Origin of the sequence: Pelomonas sp. Root1237 (assembly GCF_001425055.1) — a bacterium.
Classification (GTDB): Bacteria; Pseudomonadota; Gammaproteobacteria; order Burkholderiales; family Burkholderiaceae_C; genus Pelomonas.
Window position 1 is genome coordinate 174,752 of the sequence record NZ_LMDK01000012.1, and the last position, 17,241, is coordinate 191,992.

The window sequence follows — 17,241 nt, forward strand, 5'->3', positions numbered from 1 at the left end:
CAATCCGAAGAACGACCCAACGCTGGGCCGCCCCGAGTCGGGTGGCACCCCCTCGGGGGGTGTGGCCGGCGTACCCGCCGGTCCGGGGGCAAGGGAATGGCCTTTGTGGGAAGTATTTGTCCGCAGCAAGGCGGGCCTGGACCACAAGCATTGCGGCAGCCTGCACGCGGCCGATGCGCCCATGGCCATCCAGATGGCGCGCGACGTGTACACGCGCCGCCAGGAAGGCACCAGCATCTGGGTCGTGCGCTCCGAGCAGATCGTCGCCAGCGACCCGGCCGAGAAGGGCAGCCTGTTCGACCCGGCCGACGACAAGGTCTACCGCCACCCCACGTTCTATGAGCTCCCCGATGAGCTCAACCACATGTGATGGACGCCAAGACCACTTACGTGCTCCGCCTGGCGGACACCTGTCTCATCCACAGCCAGAGGCTGTCCGAATGGGCCGGCCACGCGCCGGTGCTGGAGGAAGACCTGGCGCTGCCCAATATCGCGCTGGACCTGCTGGGCCAGGCGCGTGCGCTGCTGACGCATGCCGGTCAACTTGAAGGCGCCGGCCGCGATGAAGACCAGCTCGCCTTCCTGCGCGAGGAGCGCGACTACCGCAACATCATCCTCGTCGAACTGCCCAATGCGGCGGCCAGCCCGAGCGATGGCGGTGGCGGACGCGACTTCGCGCTGACGGTGCTGCGCAACACGGCCATGGCGATCTGGCTGGAGCTGCTGTACGAGCGCCTGCAGACCAGCCTCGACACCGAGCTGGCGGGCATTGCCGCCAAGTCGATCAAGGAAGTGCGCTACCACCGCCAGCACTCAGGCGACTGGGTGGTGCGCCTGGGCGACGGCACGGAGGATTCCAAGGCGCGCATGCAGGCGGCGCTGAACGTGCTGTGGCCGTACTTCAACGAGCTGTTCGCCGCCGATGGTGTCGACGGCGTCGGCCCCGCATGGAACGAGCTGGAGCCTGAATGGCGCGCCCGCTGGGCCACGCTGATGGCCGAAGCCACGCTCACGCTGCCGCGCGAAAGCGCGATGCAGCCGCGTGGCATTGACGGCATCCACTGCGAACACATGGGCCACATGCTGGCGACGATGCAGCACCTGCAGCGCATGTATCCCGGAGGCGTGTGGTGAATCAAGGAGCCTGGAAGGCGGCGTCCACGGCCCGCGCTGCGTATCCGCAGCCCTCCGGGGTGGGCCTGCAAGAGGCCGTTGGCGGCGTTGCGCCGCTTGCCCGGGCTGACGGCCCGGGCTGCGCATCGCGCCTTGCCATCGACCCCTTGCCGGCCCACCGCGTGCCATGCCCGCCACCTTCCAGGCTCCTGGCCGCCCGCGCCAAGCTCAACGCCGTGCCCGACCCCGAGATCCCGGCGGTCAGCCTGGTGGAGCTGGGCATCGTGCGCGAGCTGCGCGAGACGGCGTCGGGCGTCGAGGTTGTGCTGACGCCGACCTACAGCGGCTGCCCGGCGACCGAACTGATCGCCGACGACGTGCGTGCGGCGCTGGCTGAGTTTGGCGACGTGACCGTCACGATGCAGCGTGCGCCGGCGTGGAGCACCGACTGGATCACGCCCGAGGGCCGCGAGAAGCTGCAGCAGTACGGCATCGTGCCGCCGCAGTGCAGTGGCGAGCAAGCCATCCGCATCGTGCCGCGCCTGCGCTGCCCGCGTTGCGACAGCGGCCGCACGGAACAACTCTCCCGCTTCGGCTCCACCGCATGCAAGTCCACGTGGCGCTGCATCGAGTGCCTCGAACCCTTCGAATACTTCAAGCCGATCTAGAACATGACGCCCCCACGTTCACTTCGTTCACTGCCCCCCGAGGGGGCGCCAGTGCCCTTCGGGCGGCCGGGCGGGCACTGAGATGGCCCTCCATTTCCACCCCCTGCGCGTGACCTCCGTCGAGCGCGACACCGATGACGCGATGGTCGTCGGCTTCGAAGCGCCCGCTGACGGCTTCGGTTTCGAGCCCGGCCAGTACCTGACGCTGCGCGCCAGCGTCGGCGGCCAGGAGCTGCGCCGCAGTTACTCCATCTGCTCCGACCGCCGCCTGCAGGTCGGTATCCGCCGCGTCGATGGCGGCGCCTTCTCCAGCTGGGTGCATGAGCAGCTCAAGGCCGGCGACGTCATCGAGTCCTACCCGCCGCAAGGGCGCTTCTTGATGCCCGCAGCACAGGCCGAGGGGCGCCATGTGCTCTTCATCGCCGGCGGCTCGGGCATCACGCCCATCATCGCCATCCTGACGGCGCTGCTGGAGCGCGAGCCGAATGCCCGCGCGACGCTGATCTATTCGAACCGCCGCACCGCGTCGACGATGTTCAAGGAAGAACTCGAAGACCTGAAGAACCGCTTCATGACGCGGCTGTCCCTGCACCTGGTCTTTAGCCGCGAGGCCGTCGACGCGCCGCTGTACGGCGGCCGCCTGGATGCGGGCAAGCTCAGCGTCTTCCTGGCCGGCCCGGTGCCGGCGGCGAGCATTGACGAAGTCTTCGTCTGCGGCCCCTTCGAGATGAACGACCAGGCCGAGGCTGCGCTGCTCGGCTCGGGCATCCCGGCCGAGCGCATCCACATCGAGCGCTTCGGCACGCCGGAGACGCTATCCGGCAAACCCGTGCCCCACGAGGTCAAGCCTGGCGACGCGCCCCAGGCCCGCGTGACCGTCATCCGCGACGGCCTGTCGCGCGAGATCGAGTTCCATTCCAGCGACCCCAGCCTGCTCGACGCCGCTGCGCGCGAAGGCATGGATGTGCCGTTCTCGTGCAAGAGCGGCGTCTGCTCCACCTGCCGCTGCAAGCTCATCGAGGGCGAGGTGCGCATGGACAAGAACTTCGCCCTGGACAAGGCCGAGGTCGCCGCCGGCTTCATCCTGAGCTGCCAGGCCCATCCGTTGACGGAGCGGGTCGTGATTTCCTTCGACGAACGCTGATGGCACGCAAACGCGCCCCCGGCTTCGAGGCCCAACGCGAGGACATCCTCGCCGCCGCCGCCCGCCTGTTTGCCGAGCAGGGCTTCAGCGCCACGTCCATGAACCAGGTCGCCGAGGCCTGCGGCGTCGCCAAGCCGACCCTGTACCACTACTTCCAGGACAAGCAGGAGCTGCTGGCCCAGATCTGCGACAGCCATGTGCATGCGCTGCTGGCCCTGGTCGAAGAGGTCAAGTCCCGGCAGCTGACGCCCGACGCGCAGCTGCGCGCCCTCATCGAGCGTTTCACGCGCTCCTATGCCGACGCCCAGGCCCAGCACCGCGTGCTGACCAGCGAGATCAAGTTCCTGGCCGATGCCGAGCGCGAACGCCTGCTGGACGTTGAGCGCCGCGTCGTCAGCGAGTTCGCGGCGGCCGTCTGCCAGGTGCGGCCAGAACTGCGCGACGCCAACCTGCACAAGCCGCTGACCATGCTGCTTTTTGGCATGATCAACTGGACCTTCACCTGGCTGCGGCCCGACGGCGAGCTCTCGCACGAGGCGCTCGCCACCCTGGTCAGTGACCTGTTCTTTGGTGGGCTCGGCGCGGTGCAACTGCGCCAGCCCGCCCTCATTCCATAACCCCGATGACATCCCGAGGAGACGACCCCATGAAGCGATTCAAGCAACTCGCCCTGGCCCTGGCGGCCACGCTGAGCCTGGCGGCCCAGGCTGACATCACCGTCGGCGTCACGTTGTCGGCCACCGGCCCGGCGGCCTCGCTCGGGATCCCGGAGAAGAACACCGTCGCCCTGATGCCGACCACCATCGGCGGCCAGAAGGTCCACTACATCGTGCTGGACGACGCCTCCGACACGACGACGGCCGTCGCCAACACGCGCAAGCTCATCACCGACAGCAAGGTCGACATCGTCATCGGTTCCACCGTCACGCCCAATTCGCTGGCGATGATCGATGCGGTGTCAGAAGCGCAGACGCCGATGATCTCGATGGCCGCTTCGGCACGCATCGTCGAGCCTGTCGACGCGAAAAAGCGCTGGGTCTTCAAGACGCCGCAGAACGACATCATGATGGCCCTGGCCATCGTGACCCACATGGTCGACAACGGCATCAAGACGGCCGGCTTCATCGGCTTTGCCGACGCCTATGGTGAAGGCTGGTGGGGAGAGTTCAACAAGATCGCCGCGACGAAGAAGCTCAACGTCGTCGCGAGCGAACGCTACAACCGCACGGACACGTCGGTCACCGGCCAGGTGCTCAAGCTGGTAGCCGCCAAGCCCGACGCCATTCTCATTGCCGGCTCGGGCACGCCCGCAGCGCTGCCGCAGAAGGCGCTCAGGGAGCGCGGCTATGCCGGCAAGATCTATCAGACCCATGGCATCGCCAACAACGACTTCCTGCGGGTCGGCGGCAAGGATGTCGAAGGCACGCTGCTGCCCGCTGGCCCGGTGCTCGTCGCGGCCCAGCTGCCGGCCGACCACCCGGTGAAGAAGAGCGCCCAGGACTACATCGCCAAGTACGAGGCCGCCCACGGCAAGGGCTCGGTCTCGACCTTCGGTGGCCATGCCTGGGACGCCGGCTTGCTGCTCGCCGCCGCCGCGCCCGAGGCGCTGAAGAAGGCCCAGCCCGGCACGCCGGCCTTCCGCGCCGCGCTGCGCGATGCGCTGGAAAACGTGAAGAACCTGGCCGGCGCGCATGGCGTCTACAACATGTCGTCAGGTGACCACCTGGGCCTGGACCAGCGCGCTCGCGTGATGGTGCAGATCGAAAACGGCGCTTGGAAACTCATCAAGTGAGTACGCTTCAAAGTTACATCGCCGGCCGCTGGGTCGGTGAACGAGCGGCCAAGCCACTGGCCAGCGCGATCAACGGCCGCGTGGTTGCGCATACGCATGAAGAGGGCCTGGACTTCGCCGAGGCCATGGCCTTCGCGCGTGGCACGGCGCTGCCCAGCCTGCTGCGCACCCATTTCCAGGACCGCGCCCGCGTGCTGAAGGCGCTGGCCGCCTACCTGATGGAACGCAAGGAAGAGCTGTACGCCATCAGCGCCCACACCGGCGCGACGCGCAGCGACTCCTGGATCGACATCGAGGGCGGCATCGGCACCTTGTTTGCCTACGCCTCCATCGGCGGCAAGGACCTGCCGAGCAGCAATGTGCTGCACGAGGGCCCGGCCATGCGGCTGGGCGCCAACAACCACTTCATCGGCAGCCATGTGATGGTGCCCAAGCGGGGCGTGGCCCTGCACATCAACGCCTTCAATTTCCCGATGTGGGGGATGCTGGAGAAGTTTGCGCCGAGCTTCCTGGCCGGCATGCCTTGCCTGATCAAGCCTGCCACGGCCACCAGCTATGTGGCCGAGGCCTGCGTGCGCCTCATCGTCGAGTCGGGCCTGGTGCCGGCCGGCGCGCTGCAGCTCATCATTGGCGGCACGGGTGATCTGTTCGAGCGCCTGGACGAGGCCGACGTCGTCACCTTCACCGGCAGCGCCGACACCGCGCTGATGCTGAAGGCCCACCCGAACCTGCTGAAGAAGAGCATCCCCTTCAACGCCGAGGCCGACAGCCTGAACTGCGCCATCCTCGCGCCCGACGTGACGCCGGATGACCCGGAGTTCGACCTCTTCATCAAGGAGGTGGCGCGCGAGATGACGGCCAAGGCCGGCCAGAAGTGCACGGCCATCCGCCGCACCATCGTGCCCGCCAGCCGCATCGATGCGGTGGCCACTGCACTGAAGGCGCGCTTGTCCAAGACGGTGGTGGGTGACCCGGCTGTCGAAGGCGTGCGCATGGGCGCGCTAGCCAGCAAGGCGCAGCAGGCCGACGTGGCCGAACGCGTGGCCCAACTGGCCAAGAACTGCGAGTTGCTGCTGTCCGGGCGCGACGGTTTTGCGCCCAAGGGCGAAGGTGTCAGCGACGGCGCCTTCTTCGCCCCGACGCTGCTGCTGGCCCGCGACTCAGCTGCGAGCGACGCCCACCACCTGGAAGCCTTCGGCCCGGTGACGACGCTGCTGCCCTATGGCGATTTCGAGGAGGCCCTGCACCTGGCGACGCTGGGCCGCGGCAGCCTGGTCGGCACCATCTGCACGAAGACACCGGCCCTGGCCGCCCAAGCTGTGCCGACCTTCGCCGCCTGGCATGGCCGCATGCTGGTGCTGGACCGCGAAGCCGCGCTGGAGAACACCGGCCATGGTTCGCCGCTGCCCAAGCTCAAGCACGGCGGCCCCGGCCGCGCGGGCGGGGGCGAGGAACTGGGTGGCCTGCGCGCCGTGAAGCACTATCTGCAGCGCTGCGCCGTGCAGGGCTCGCCGACGATGATCTCGGCTATCACTGGTGAGTACCAGCGCGGCGGCGCAGTCACCGAGAGCGATATCCATCCCTTCCGTCGCTACTTCGAGGACGTCGAGGTGGGTATGAGCCTGCTGACGCATCGCCGCACGGTGGGCGAGGCCGACATCGTCGCCTTTGGTGGCCTGTCGGGTGACTACTTCTACATGCACTTCGACGAAGTGGCGGCCAAGGAATCGCCCTTCGGCAAGCGCATCGCCCATGGCTACTTCGTGCTGTCGGCCGCAGCCGGCCTGTTCGTCAGCCCGGCGCCTGGCCCGGTGCTCGCGAACTACGGCTTGGAGAATCTGCGCTTCGTCACGCCCGTGGCGATCGGCGACACCATCCAGGCACGCCTGACCGCCAAGCGCAAGATCGACCGCCCGCCGCGCGACGACCAGCCCGCGCAAGGCGTCATCGGCTGGGACGTGGCCGTTACCAACCAGCGTGACGAGCTCTGCGCGAGCTACGAAATCCTGACCTTGGTGGCCAAGCGCATCGCGGGATGAACGCAGCGCAGGCCCGAGCACTCGCCTTGGGCCTGCCCGGTGCGGTCGAAACGCCGCATCACGAACTGACGTCCTTCCGGCTGCCAGGCGCGAAGGGCAAGATCTTCGCGACGATGACGCCCGACGGCGCGGAGTTGCGCGTCTTCATCAAGGACGAGGATTCGCGCGATGCGTGGATCGATCGTGAGGCAGGGGTCGTAGAGCCGCTGTTCTGGGGCGCCAGGCGCTGCGGCGTGAAGCTGCTGCTCGCGAAAGCCAAGCTGGGCTGCGTCAAGGAGTTGCTCTCGCAGTCCTGGCGCGACAACGGCGGAGTCAGCGCGTGACCGGGCCTTCGCCAGCTGCCGCCTTCAGGTCAGCGCGGCGTGCGCCCGTGAAGCGCTTGGCCCAGTAGGAATCGCGCATGTCTTCCACCCGCACGGCGCTGCCGGTGCGCGGGGCGTGGATGAACTTGCCTTCGCCGACATAGATGCCCACGTGGCTGAAGGTGCGCTTCATCGTGTTGAAGAACACCAGGTCGCCAGGCTTGAGTTCGTTCTGGTGGATAGGCAGCAGGCTGCTGTCCTTGGCCTGTTCGTCGGCGCGGCGCGGCAGCACCAGGCCCACGCTCATCTCGAAGATGTGGCGGGTGAAGCCGCTGCAGTCAAAGCCGTTCTCGACCGAATTGCCACCGCGCGTGTAACGCACGCCAAGGAAGTTCATGGCCGACAGCACCAGGTCGGACGCGGTGTCGCGCACGCTGGCCAGCAGGCGAGATGACCCGCCCGATTCAGCGCTGGCCAGCAGGCCGCGTTCGCTGAGGAAGCGGCTGACGGCATCCTGGGCCGTTGCGGGCTTGGTGGCGCCTGCCGGCTGGGTGTTGGCCTTGTCCGTGGCGGCCTGCTGCTGCAGGCTCTGGCCGTAGGCTCCCGTCATCGTGCCTGGTGGCGGCGTGACTGTCGCGGCCTGGGCCACGCCTTGCGCATGCGCAGCAAAGCTGGCAGCCAGGAGGCCGGCAACAGCGATGCGGTTCAGCAGGGCAGAGGACAAGGGCATTCGGGAGAGAGAGAAACCGGGGCGGACCGCGGGCGGTCGCGATAGCGGAGTGGGACAGCGGCGCGGAGGTTAGGGGGGCACCCTGGCACCGTCAATCGAAGCGGACGTAAAGCGCGCGATTTTCAGGGCAAACCCCGGCTTGGCCGACGGTGAACCCCGTAAAAACCCTGCAATTCATCACGCCAAGGTGTTGCGAAAGGTCAGATTGCCGTCAGTGCCTCGGATTCACACTCCCCGCATGACCAAGTCCTATGCCGAATTCCACAGACGCTCGTTGAGCGAGCGCGACGCCTTCTGGGCCGAGCAGGCCAGGCGCATTGATTGGCAGACCCCACCGCAGCAAATCTGTGATGCAAGCAACCCACCGTTCGCACGTTGGTTCGTCGGTGGCACGACCAATCTCTGCCACAACGCGGTGGATCGGCATGCCGCCACGCGGTCCGACGACCGCGCGCTGATCTGGGTGTCGACCGAAGTCGGGCAGGAAAAGGTCTACAGCTTTGCCGAACTGCAGGCTGAGGTCGAGGTGATGGCCGCCATGCTGGTCGCGCAGGGCGTGGGCTCTGGGGACCGCGTGCTGATCTACATGCCCATGATTCCGGAGGCCGCGTTCGCGATGCTGGCCTGCGCGCGCATCGGCGCCATCCATTCGGTCGTGTTCGGGGGCTTCGCATCGGTCAGCCTGGCCAGCCGCATCGAGGACGCGACGCCGAAACTCATCATCAGCGCCGACGCGGGCAGCCGCGCCGGCAAGACGCTGCCCTACAAGCCGCTGCTCGACGAGGCCATTCAGTTGTCCGCGCACAAGCCGGCCGCGGTGCTGATGGTGGACCGCGGCCTGGTGCCCTTTGAGCGTGTGGCTGGTCGCGACCTGGACTACGCCGCGTTGCGCCGCCAACATGCCGACGCCTGCGTGCCCTGCGTCTGGCTCGAGTCCAACAGCCCAAGCTATACCCTCTACACCAGCGGCACGACAGGCAGGCCCAAGGGCGTGCAGCGGGACGTCGGCGGCCATGCGGTCGCGCTGGCCACCAGCATGGACTGGATCTTCGGCGGCAAGCCGGGCGAGACCTATTTCTCCACCAGCGACATCGGCTGGGTCGTGGGCCACAGCTATATCGTCTACGGGCCACTGATCGCCGGCATGGCGACGCTGATGTACGAGGGCACGCCGGTCAACCCTGACGCAGCCGTGCTGTGGAGCCTGGTCGAGAAATACAAGGTGACCGTCATGTTCAGCGCGCCGACGGCGGTGCGCGTGCTGAAGAAGCATGACGCCGCGCTGCTCAAGCGCCACGACCTCTCGTCGCTGCGTGCGCTCTTCCTGGCCGGTGAACCGCTGGACGAGCCCACGGCAAGCTGGATCGCCGACGGTCTTGGCGTCCCGATCATCGACAACTACTGGCAGACCGAGACCGGCTGGCCGCTGCTGACGGTGGCCCACCACATCCCCGGTGTCGAAGCCGTGCCGATGCGCCTGGGCTCGCCCGGCGTGGCGATGTATGGCTATGACGTGAAGCTGCTCGACGAGAACACCGGCGCCGAGCTCACCGAGCCCAACCAGAAGGGCGTGCTCGTCATCGAGCATCCGCTGCCGCCGGGCACGTTGCAGACGGTCTGGGGCGACGACGCGCGCTTCGTCAACACCTATTGGAAGAGCGTGCCGGGCCGCGAGGTGTACTCCACCTTCGACTGGGGCCTGCGCGATGCCGACGGCTACACCTTCATCCTCGGCCGCACGGACGACGTCATCAATGTGGCCGGCCACCGCCTGGGCACGCGTGAGATCGAGGAATGCATTTCGGGCCACAAGGCGGTGGCCGAGGTCGCCGTCGTCGGCGTGGCTGATCAACTCAAGGGCCAGGTCGCCATCGCCTTCGTGGTGTTGCGCGATCCCGGCCAAGCCTCGCTCGCGCTGGAGGGCGAGGTCATGAAGCATGTCGACGCCCAGCTGGGCGCGGTGGCGCGGCCGGCGCGCGTCTACTTCGTGACGCTGCTGCCCAAGACGCGATCGGGCAAGCTGCTGCGCCGCGCGCTGCAGGCCGTGGCCGAGGGGCGTGATCCGGGCGACCTGACGACGCTGGACGATCCGAGTGCATTGATCCAAGTGAGCAGGCTGTTGCGCGCCGACTCCTGACGCCGGGATCGGCGCGGAAGCCAGGCCCTTGCGCGTCTGGTGTTCGCGCGCAACAGCCGTAAAAACCCTGCTGCAGAAATAGGGGAGTGCCGAACGGCTGACGCCGATCCGGCCGAGAGAATCGCGCCCTTCCCACAAGGAGACGCGATGAAACCCGTCCTGACCACGCTCGCCACCCTGGCGCTGATCGCCGCCGCGCAGGCTCAACCCAAGCTGCCGGCCCCCAATTTCCCGACCTTCGGCAACGTTGCCGGTGTGCAGACTCGCTGCGATACCGGCCTCAAGGGCGCCAGACAGCGCGTTGCGCAGCTGGAGAAGCGCAAGGTCGACGCCGGCTGGCTGGCCGCCTATGACGACCTGACCGTCTATCTGGAGGACAACCAAGGCCCCAATGACTTCGTCCTCAATGTCCATCCGGACAAAGCCGTGCGGGACGCCGCCCAGGCCTGCTCGCTGCGCTGGGCCGACTTCGGTTCCAGCTTCGGCCAGAACGAGAAGGTCTATCGCGCGCTGCAGAAGGCGCCCAAGAAGGACGCCGTCGATGCCGAGCTGGTGCGCCTGGCCTCGGGCCAGTTCGAGGACAGCGGCGTGGCCCTGCCCAAGGCCAAGCGCGAGCGCGCCAAGCAGATCCTGGACAAGCTGACCGAGCTGGACCAGCAGTTCAACAAGAAGATCCGCGACGCCGGCACGCGCATGGCCTTCACCGAGGCCGAACTCAAGGGTGTGCCGGCCAGCGTCTGGGAAAAGGCCAAGCGCGACGAGCAGGGCCGCATCCTGCTGGGTGTGGACTACCCGAGCTACGTGCCGGTCATGCGCAGCGCCGAGAGCGGCGAGGCGCGCCAGCGCATGTGGCTGGCCAAGGTCAACGAGGGCGGCCAGGGCAACCTTGACCTGCTGGCGCAGATCGTCACGCTGCGCGGCGAGTACGCCAAGCTGTTCGGCTTCGACAACTATGTCGACTTCAACCTACGCCGCCAGATGGCCAAGGATGGCGCGACGGCGACGCGCTTCCTCGACTCCGTGACCGGTGCCGTCAACGCCCGTGAGAACACGGAGCTGCAGGAGCTGCGTGCCGACAAGGCCAAGCACCTGGGCACGCCGCTGGAGCAGACCAAGGTCGAGCGCTGGGACGCGACCTTCTACAGCGAGCGCGTCAAGCTGCAGAAGTTCAGCGTCGATCAGAACGCCTTCCGCCCCTACTTCCCGCCCCAGGCCAGCCTGGAGTTCTCGATGCACATCATCGAGAAATTGATGGGCGTGAAGTACCAGCGCATCGACAACAAGCTCTGGCAGGACGAGGCCCAGACCTATGTCGTCAGCGACGCCGCTTCGGGCAAGCCCATCGCGCAGCTCTACGTCGACCTCTACCCGCGCGACGGCAAGTACAACCACGCGGCCGTCTGGCCGCTGCGCGGCAGCGCGACGCGCATTGGCCGCACGCCGGTGGCGGCGCTCGTCGTCAACTTCGACCGCAACGGCCTGACGCTGGACGAGGTCGAGACCCTGCTGCACGAGCTGGGCCATGCGGTGCATGTGAACCTGTCCAGCACGCGCTATGCGGCTACCGCGGGCACCAGCGTCATGCATGACTTCGTCGAGGCGCCGTCGCAGATGCTGGAGGACTGGGTCTATGACAAGAAGGTGCTGAAGCTGATGCAGGAGGTCTGCCCGACCTGCAAGCCTGTGCCGGACGTGATGGTGGACCAGGCCGAGGCCGCCAAGCACTACGGCAAGGGTGGCCAGTTCGGCCGCCAGCATCTGTATGCCAGCTACGACATCACGCTGCACCAGAGCGCCAAGCCCGAGCCGATGCCGCTGTGGGCCAAGATGGAAGGCGCCACGCCGCTGGGCCATGTGCAGGGCACGATGTTCCCGGCCGGCTTTGCCCATATCGCCGGCAGCTATGGCGCCGGGTACTACGGCTATTTGTGGAGCCTGGTCGTCGCCATGGACCTGCGCACGGCGTTTGCGGCCGACAAGCTCAGCCCCGAAGTCGGCAAGCGGTACCGTGACCTGGTGCTGGGCCAGGGCGCACAGAAGCCGGCGCCCGAGCTGGTCAAGGACTTCCTGGGCCGCGAGAGCAACTCACAGGCGTTCTTCGAGTACCTGAAGAAGTAGTCAGGCGCAGCTACCGCCCGAACCACAGCTGTGGCTCGCGGCGGTTTCTGCCGCCAGTTCGCGGCATTCGCCCGTCACCGGGTCGAAGCCGCGCTGCTCCATCGTGAACACCAGGGCCGCGTCCATCATCTCGGCGTGCTGCGGAAACCAGCCGGCCAGCTCCGTGCGCAGGATGTTCAGCGGTTCGCGGTCGTTCAGCTCATTGGCATAGCGCAGCGCCTCGCGCATCACGTTCAGCACCATGGCGTGCTGGCTGGCATGGCAGTTCTGCGCCTCGAAGCCGCAGCGCGCCATCCAGTCCTCCTCCATCGCGAAGTGAGCCTCGGTGTGAGCCAACAGCGCGTGGTAGGCGGGCAGGGCGTCGATGCCGGCGTCCAGTGCGGCGCCGAAGGCGTTCAGCAGGCCGACGAACTCTTCGTGGGTCGTGTCCAGCGTAGGCTGGTTCAGGACCAGTTTGTCGGTCCAGGCAAGCGTAGTCATGCGGGGATGCTAGTGAGGCTCGACAAGGGCGTGTTGAGCCAGCTCAAACCAGCCGCGCGCGGTGGCGGGCCACCTGGGCGCGCACCTGGGCCGGCGCGGTGCCACCGAGCACATTGCGCGCGTTCAGCGAACCTTCCAGCGACAGCACCTCGAACACATCGGCTTCGATGCGCGCGTCGAAGGCCTTCAGCTCGTCCAGCGACAGCGCGGCCAGGTCCACGCCCTTGGCCGTCGCCGTCTTGACGGCATGGGCGACCACCTCGTGCGCATCGCGGAAGGCCACGCCCTTCTTGACGAGGTAGTCGGCCAGGTCGGTCGCGGTCGCATGGCCCTTCAGCGCCGCGGCGCGCATGGCTTCGGGCTTGACGGTCAGGCCGGCCAGCATGTCGGCAAAGATGCGCAGCGTGTCCTTCAGCGTGTCCACCGTGTCGAACAAGGGCTCCTTGTCTTCCTGGTTGTCCTTGTTGTAGGCCAGGGGCTGGCCCTTCATCAGCGTGACGAGGCCGACGAGGTGGCCGACAACGCGGCCCGTCTTGCCGCGCGCCAGTTCCGGCACGTCGGGGTTCTTCTTCTGCGGCATGATCGACGAGCCGGTGCAGAAGGCGTCGGGCAGGGCGATGAAGCCGAAGTTCTGGCTCATCCACAGGATCAGCTCCTCGGACAGCCGCGAGATGTGCAGCATCACCAGCGTGGCGGCCGACGAGAACTCGATCGCGAAGTCACGGTCGCTCACCGCATCCAGGCTGTTCTGGCACACGCCCTCCATGCCCAGCGTCTTCGCGACGCGCTCGCGGTCCAGTGGATAGCTGGTGCCGGCCAGCGCGGCCGCGCCCAGCGGCAGGCGGTTGACGCGCTTGCGCGTGTCCCCCATACGCTCGGCATCGCGGGCAAACATCTCCACATAGGCCAGCAGGTGGTGGCCGAAGCTGACCGGCTGCGCCACCTGGAGGTGCGTGAAGCCGGGCAGGATCACATCGGCATGCTCGCTGGCCTTTTCCACCATCACGGTCTGCAGAGCCTTGAGCAGGCCGCTGATCTCGTCGATCTCGCCGCGCAGCCACAGGCGCACGTCGGTCGCGACCTGGTCGTTGCGGCTGCGGCCGGTGTGCAGTCGCTTGCCGGCAATGCCGACGCGCTCGGTCAGCCGCGCCTCGATGTTGAGGTGCACGTCCTCCAGGTCCAGCTTCCACTCGAACTGGCCGGCCTCGATCTCGGCGGCAATCTCGCCCAGGCCTCGCTGGATGGCCGCATGGTCCTCAGCATTGAGGATGCCTTGCGCCGCCAGCATCTCGGCATGAGCGAGGCTGCCGGCGATGTCGGCCCGCCACAGGCGCTGGTCGAAGCCGACGCTGGCCGTGTAGCGCTTGACCAGATCGCTCATCGGCTCTGAGAAGAGGGCGGACCAGGCTTGGGACTTATTCGCGAGTTGGTTGTCTGACATGACTGAGATGAGGCGGGCGGCGGAATTCAGCGCGCAAAATGCAGGCGCAGCCCGGGATTATCGAACGCCAACAAATCCGAGCCCCACATGCCCTTCTTCAAGCGTCGCGCGCCAGCGCACCACAGCGTCTGGCACGAGTCCATGCAGCTCAGCCAATGGCTGGGCTTCGCGGCCACCGAGCTGCCTGAACTGCCCGAGCTCAACAAGGCGCCGCTGCTGGACCCGACGCGCGCCTTCGATGTCTGCCACGTTGGCCTGGTGCTGCGCGCCGTGCTTGGCGTGCAGCTGTTGCTGGCCCTGGGGGTAGCCGTCGTCGCGCGCGATGCCGGCCAATGGCTGACGCTGACGGCCAACGGCACGGTCGTGACGATGTTCGCCGTGCTGTCCTGGCTGCTCGTCGTCTGCGCGGCCAAGCGGCTGTGGCCGCGCCTGCCCGAGCCGGTGCAGTGGGGCGCGCTGATGCTGCTCGGCGCCGTCGGTGCCTTGATGGGCTTTGGCCTTCTGAGCCTGACGAGCGAAGACCCGGCCGGCGCCTGGCGCATCGCCAGCATCGCCGTCTGCGGCGCCAGCGGCGCGGCCCTGCTGCTGGCCTGGCTCAAGATGCGCGAGCACACCCAGCGCCCGGCCGACGCCCTGGCCCAGCTTGTCGAGCTGCAGTCGCGCATCCGGCCGCATTTCCTGTTCAACACGCTGAACAGCGCCATCGCTCTCGTGCAGATCGACCCGGCGCGCGCCGAGAGCGTGCTGGAGGATCTTGCCGAGCTTTTCCGCGTGGCCCTGGCCGACGCCAGCGCCTCGGTCACGCTGGCCGAGGAGGTCGAGCTGGCGCGCCGTTATCTCGCCATCGAGCAGATCCGCTTCGGCAAGCGGCTGCGCATCGTCTGGCACCTCGACCCCGAGGCGAACAGCGTGCGCGTACCGCCGCTGCTGCTGCAGCCGCTGGTGGAGAACGCCGTGCGCCATGGCGTGGAGCCCAATGACGAGGGCGGCGAGCTGGAGGTCACCACGATGCGCCGCGGCGCCGAGGTCGAGATCCGCATCGTCAACACCGTCGGCGGGCCGACGCGAACGGCCGGCCATGGCCTGGCCCTGCGCAATGTGCGCCAGCGGCTGAAGCTGATGCACGATGTCGCGGCGCGCTTCGAGATCGAATCCACCGAGCAGCGCTTTTCCTTGCGTATCCTGGTGCCGTTATGACCACAGCCCTGCGCGTCCTTCTCGTCGACGACGAACCCCTGGCCCGGCTGCGCCTGCGCGGCCTGGTCGACGCCATCCAGGAACCGCGCTGCGAGGTCGTCGCCGAGGCGGCCACCGGTTCCCAGGCCGCGGCCTGGCTGCGCGAACATGGCTGCGACATCGTGCTGCTGGACGTGCAGATGCCCGGCGCCGACGGCCTGCAGCTCGCCGACAGCCTGGCCCAGCGTCAGGCGGATCAGCCCGGCCTGCCGGCGCCGCTGATCATTTTCGTCACGGCCCATGCCATGCATGCGCTGCGCGCCTTCGAACTCGACGCGCTGGACTATCTGACCAAGCCCGTGCGCCGCGAGCGCTTGCAGGCCGCCCTGGCCCGCGCCGCGCAGCGTCTGTCCGAGCGGGGTGCCGCCCAGGCCCAGCAGCCGCTGGACACGTCCGGCGCGCCCGGCGCTCCTGATACGGCCGACTTCGTCACGCTGACCGACCGGGGCCGCCTGCTGCGCGTGCCGATCGCGGAGGTGCTGTATTTCAAGGCCGAACTGAAATACCTGACGCTGCGCACCGCCAGCGAAAGCCATGTGATGGACGGGGCCCTGTCCGACCTGGAGCAGCGCTTCGGCGAGCGCTTCCTGCGCGTGCACCGCAACGCGCTGGTGGCGCGCTGGGCCGTGCGCGAACTGGAGCGCCACGCGCCGACATCCTTCGGTGAGCTGGATGGCGGTGACTCCGCCGAGGTGGCCGACAGCTGGGCGGTGCGCGTCGTCCATGTCGACGAATGGCTGGCCGTGTCACGCCGCCAGGTGGCGGCCGTGCGCGAGGCACTGGCGGGGCAGGCGCGTTGAGGCGAGGCAGGAGGTGGCTGGCGTTGGGCCTGCTGATGCTGGCGACTGCCGGCGGCCTGGCCGGGTGGCGGGTGTGGCGGCCACCGCAGCCCAGCTCGGCGGCGCCAGTCGCCGCGCCATCGGTCGCGGCCAGCTCGACGCCGGTGCCAGCGCTGGCGACTGCGGCCGCGCGGTCCATCGCGGCCTCCGTGGTGCAGCCACAGGCCAGCGGGCCGGCGGGCGCCGAGTCGAAGGAATTCGTCGAGGTCTGCGGCTTCGGCCGGGTGAAGCGTGCCGACATGGATGGCAAGAGCGAGGAGCCGCCGCCTTGGGCGCAGGTCTGGGAGCGGCAGGCCGAGGAGGGCAGGGCCAGCCTGCTCAGGCGTTTGGAGGCGGGTAGCCCGGGGCAGCGTATCTCCGCCGCCGTGCTGCGTGACGACGTGCAGGCGGCCGCCGCGCTCGCGGCCACGACCACCGACGCGGCAGCCTATCGCCTGGCACTGAGTGCCTGCCGCAACGATGCAGCCCGCCGAGTTGCTGCCGCCAGGCCGCCTTTACCGCCGGCGTCGAATCCCAGTGGCGTGTTCCTGACAGAACCGCAGGCCCCCGGTCCTCTGCCGACGGCCTGTGCCGCACTGACCCTGGAAAGGCTGGAGCTGCTCAACCCTGGCGACGCCTGGCCCTGGCAAGCCCGCATGCAGGACAGCCAGCAGCGTGGCGACGCAGCGGGTGTTTCCCAGGCCCTCTATCAATTCGCCCAGCGTGCCCGCACGGCCCCGCCATTCAGGCCGCTATCCATCGCCATGGCCGAAGTCGCGGCGGCCGAGCCGACGCCGGAGGAGGCCATGGCTCTGATGATGGTGCTTGGGAAAGACATGGCCATCATGCAAAGCCCGCACTTCGAGATCTCGCGCGCCTGCCGCCCCGAAACGCTCGGTGATGCCAACAGGCGCCAGCTTTGCGAGCAAGCCGTGCGACGCCTGCCCGAGATGACGACGGAGCTCATCGAAGCCAGCCTGCTGTACAGGCTGGAGGAGCGCGTCGGCCTGGTGCACAGCGCCAAGGCTCTGCAGCGCGATGAGGGCAACCGGGTCCTTGAGGCGATGGCGGCAGACTCGATGCGGTGGTTGAAAGAGCCCAACTGTGGCGGCCTCAGCCGCATGGGGCGACAGCTCGCCCTGCTGGCTCGCCAGGGCGAGCTGGCCTATGCCCGCACGGTGATGAAGGACAGGCCGGCATCCGCGCCACCCTGAGGCGGCCGG

The 17,241-nt window shown here is 68.0% G+C and carries 16 protein-coding genes; 13 read left to right on the forward strand and 3 right to left on the reverse strand.

Features of this window, described 5'->3' with window-relative positions; genetic code table 11:
- Nucleotides 1-22: 22 nt before the first annotated feature.
- The 8 genes from paaB to ASC91_RS08745 all read left to right on the forward strand — a co-directional run bounded on the left by paaB (nucleotide 23) and on the right by ASC91_RS08745 (nucleotide 7,079).
- Entirely contained in the window at nucleotides 23-370 is a 348-nt protein-coding gene (gene paaB, locus ASC91_RS08710) for a 1,2-phenylacetyl-CoA epoxidase subunit PaaB (protein ID WP_394326318.1), read from the forward strand.
- Nucleotides 370-1,134, forward strand: coding sequence for a 1,2-phenylacetyl-CoA epoxidase subunit PaaC (gene paaC / locus ASC91_RS08715; RefSeq protein WP_056195238.1), 765 nt, complete (start codon nucleotides 370-372; stop codon nucleotides 1,132-1,134). Before paaB ends, paaC begins: the two co-directional genes overlap by 1 nt.
- The gene (paaD, locus tag ASC91_RS08720) at nucleotides 1,131-1,781 is read left to right on the forward strand and encodes a 1,2-phenylacetyl-CoA epoxidase subunit PaaD (RefSeq protein ID WP_327082876.1); all 651 of its coding nucleotides are present in this window, start codon (nucleotides 1,131-1,133) and stop codon (nucleotides 1,779-1,781) included. Before paaC ends, paaD begins: the two co-directional genes overlap by 4 nt.
- 82 nt (nucleotides 1,782-1,863) lie before the next feature.
- Nucleotides 1,864-2,925: a 1,2-phenylacetyl-CoA epoxidase subunit PaaE gene (paaE, locus tag ASC91_RS08725; protein ID WP_056195241.1), complete on the forward strand. Its 1,062-nt coding sequence runs from the start codon at nucleotides 1,864-1,866 to the stop codon at nucleotides 2,923-2,925.
- The gene (locus ASC91_RS08730; protein ID WP_056195246.1) at nucleotides 2,925-3,542 is read left to right on the forward strand and encodes a TetR/AcrR family transcriptional regulator; all 618 of its coding nucleotides are present in this window, start codon (nucleotides 2,925-2,927) and stop codon (nucleotides 3,540-3,542) included. Before paaE ends, ASC91_RS08730 begins: the two co-directional genes overlap by 1 nt.
- Before the next feature lie 29 nt (nucleotides 3,543-3,571).
- A complete protein-coding gene (locus ASC91_RS08735; RefSeq protein WP_056195248.1) occupies nucleotides 3,572-4,717 on the forward strand; it encodes an ABC transporter substrate-binding protein in 1,146 nt (381 codons plus the stop codon).
- Nucleotides 4,714-6,756 (forward strand): phenylacetic acid degradation bifunctional protein PaaZ, encoded by a 2,043-nt coding sequence (paaZ, locus tag ASC91_RS08740; RefSeq protein WP_056195250.1) that lies wholly within the window; start codon nucleotides 4,714-4,716, stop codon nucleotides 6,754-6,756. The genes ASC91_RS08735 and paaZ overlap by 4 nt, the downstream gene beginning before the upstream one ends.
- Nucleotides 6,753-7,079 carry an MmcQ/YjbR family DNA-binding protein gene (locus ASC91_RS08745; protein ID WP_056195253.1) on the forward strand — a complete coding sequence of 109 codons (327 nt, stop codon included), beginning with the start codon at nucleotides 6,753-6,755 and terminating at the stop codon, nucleotides 7,077-7,079. Before paaZ ends, ASC91_RS08745 begins: the two co-directional genes overlap by 4 nt.
- On the opposite strand, the gene ASC91_RS08750 is transcribed toward ASC91_RS08745, so the two are convergent.
- On the reverse strand, nucleotides 7,069-7,788 hold the full coding sequence (locus ASC91_RS08750; RefSeq protein WP_327082877.1) for a C40 family peptidase: 720 nt from the start codon (nucleotides 7,786-7,788) through the stop codon (nucleotides 7,069-7,071). The two genes, ASC91_RS08745 and ASC91_RS08750, sit on opposite strands and share 11 nt — an antisense overlap.
- A 238-nt stretch (nucleotides 7,789-8,026) precedes the next feature.
- On the opposite strand from ASC91_RS08750, the gene ASC91_RS08755 reads away from it, so the two are divergent.
- Together ASC91_RS08755 and ASC91_RS08760 are read left to right on the forward strand one after the other, a co-directional pair.
- Entirely contained in the window at nucleotides 8,027-9,925 is a 1,899-nt protein-coding gene (locus tag ASC91_RS08755; protein ID WP_056195256.1) for a propionate--CoA ligase, read from the forward strand.
- 147 nt (nucleotides 9,926-10,072) lie between these two features.
- Complete coding sequence (locus tag ASC91_RS08760; RefSeq protein ID WP_056195259.1) at nucleotides 10,073-12,043, forward strand: M3 family metallopeptidase; 1,971 nt, start codon at nucleotides 10,073-10,075, stop codon at nucleotides 12,041-12,043.
- On the opposite strand, the gene ASC91_RS08765 is transcribed toward ASC91_RS08760, so the two are convergent.
- Together ASC91_RS08765 and argH are read right to left on the reverse strand one after the other, a co-directional pair.
- Complete coding sequence (locus ASC91_RS08765; protein ID WP_056195262.1) at nucleotides 12,044-12,523, reverse strand: hemerythrin domain-containing protein; 480 nt, start codon at nucleotides 12,521-12,523, stop codon at nucleotides 12,044-12,046.
- Nucleotides 12,524-12,566: 43 nt separating this feature from the next.
- Nucleotides 12,567-13,964, reverse strand: coding sequence for an argininosuccinate lyase (gene argH / locus ASC91_RS08770; RefSeq protein ID WP_056195265.1), 1,398 nt, complete (start codon nucleotides 13,962-13,964; stop codon nucleotides 12,567-12,569).
- Between the two features lie 87 nt (nucleotides 13,965-14,051).
- Here argH and ASC91_RS08775 point away from each other — a divergent pair, with 87 nt between their 5' ends.
- From ASC91_RS08775 to ASC91_RS08785, 3 genes are read left to right on the forward strand one after another with little or no spacing between them, the layout of a single operon-like run.
- On the forward strand, nucleotides 14,052-15,161 hold the full coding sequence (locus tag ASC91_RS08775) for a sensor histidine kinase (RefSeq protein WP_157281364.1): 1,110 nt from the start codon (nucleotides 14,052-14,054) through the stop codon (nucleotides 15,159-15,161).
- Nucleotides 15,158-16,000, forward strand: coding sequence for a LytTR family DNA-binding domain-containing protein (locus ASC91_RS08780; RefSeq protein ID WP_056195268.1), 843 nt, complete (start codon nucleotides 15,158-15,160; stop codon nucleotides 15,998-16,000). Before ASC91_RS08775 ends, ASC91_RS08780 begins: the two co-directional genes overlap by 4 nt.
- Nucleotides 16,001-16,035: 35 nt before the next feature.
- Nucleotides 16,036-17,232, forward strand: a complete 1,197-nt coding sequence (locus tag ASC91_RS08785; protein ID WP_157281366.1) for a hypothetical protein — start codon at nucleotides 16,036-16,038, stop codon at nucleotides 17,230-17,232.
- Nucleotides 17,233-17,241: the final 9 nt, after the last annotated feature.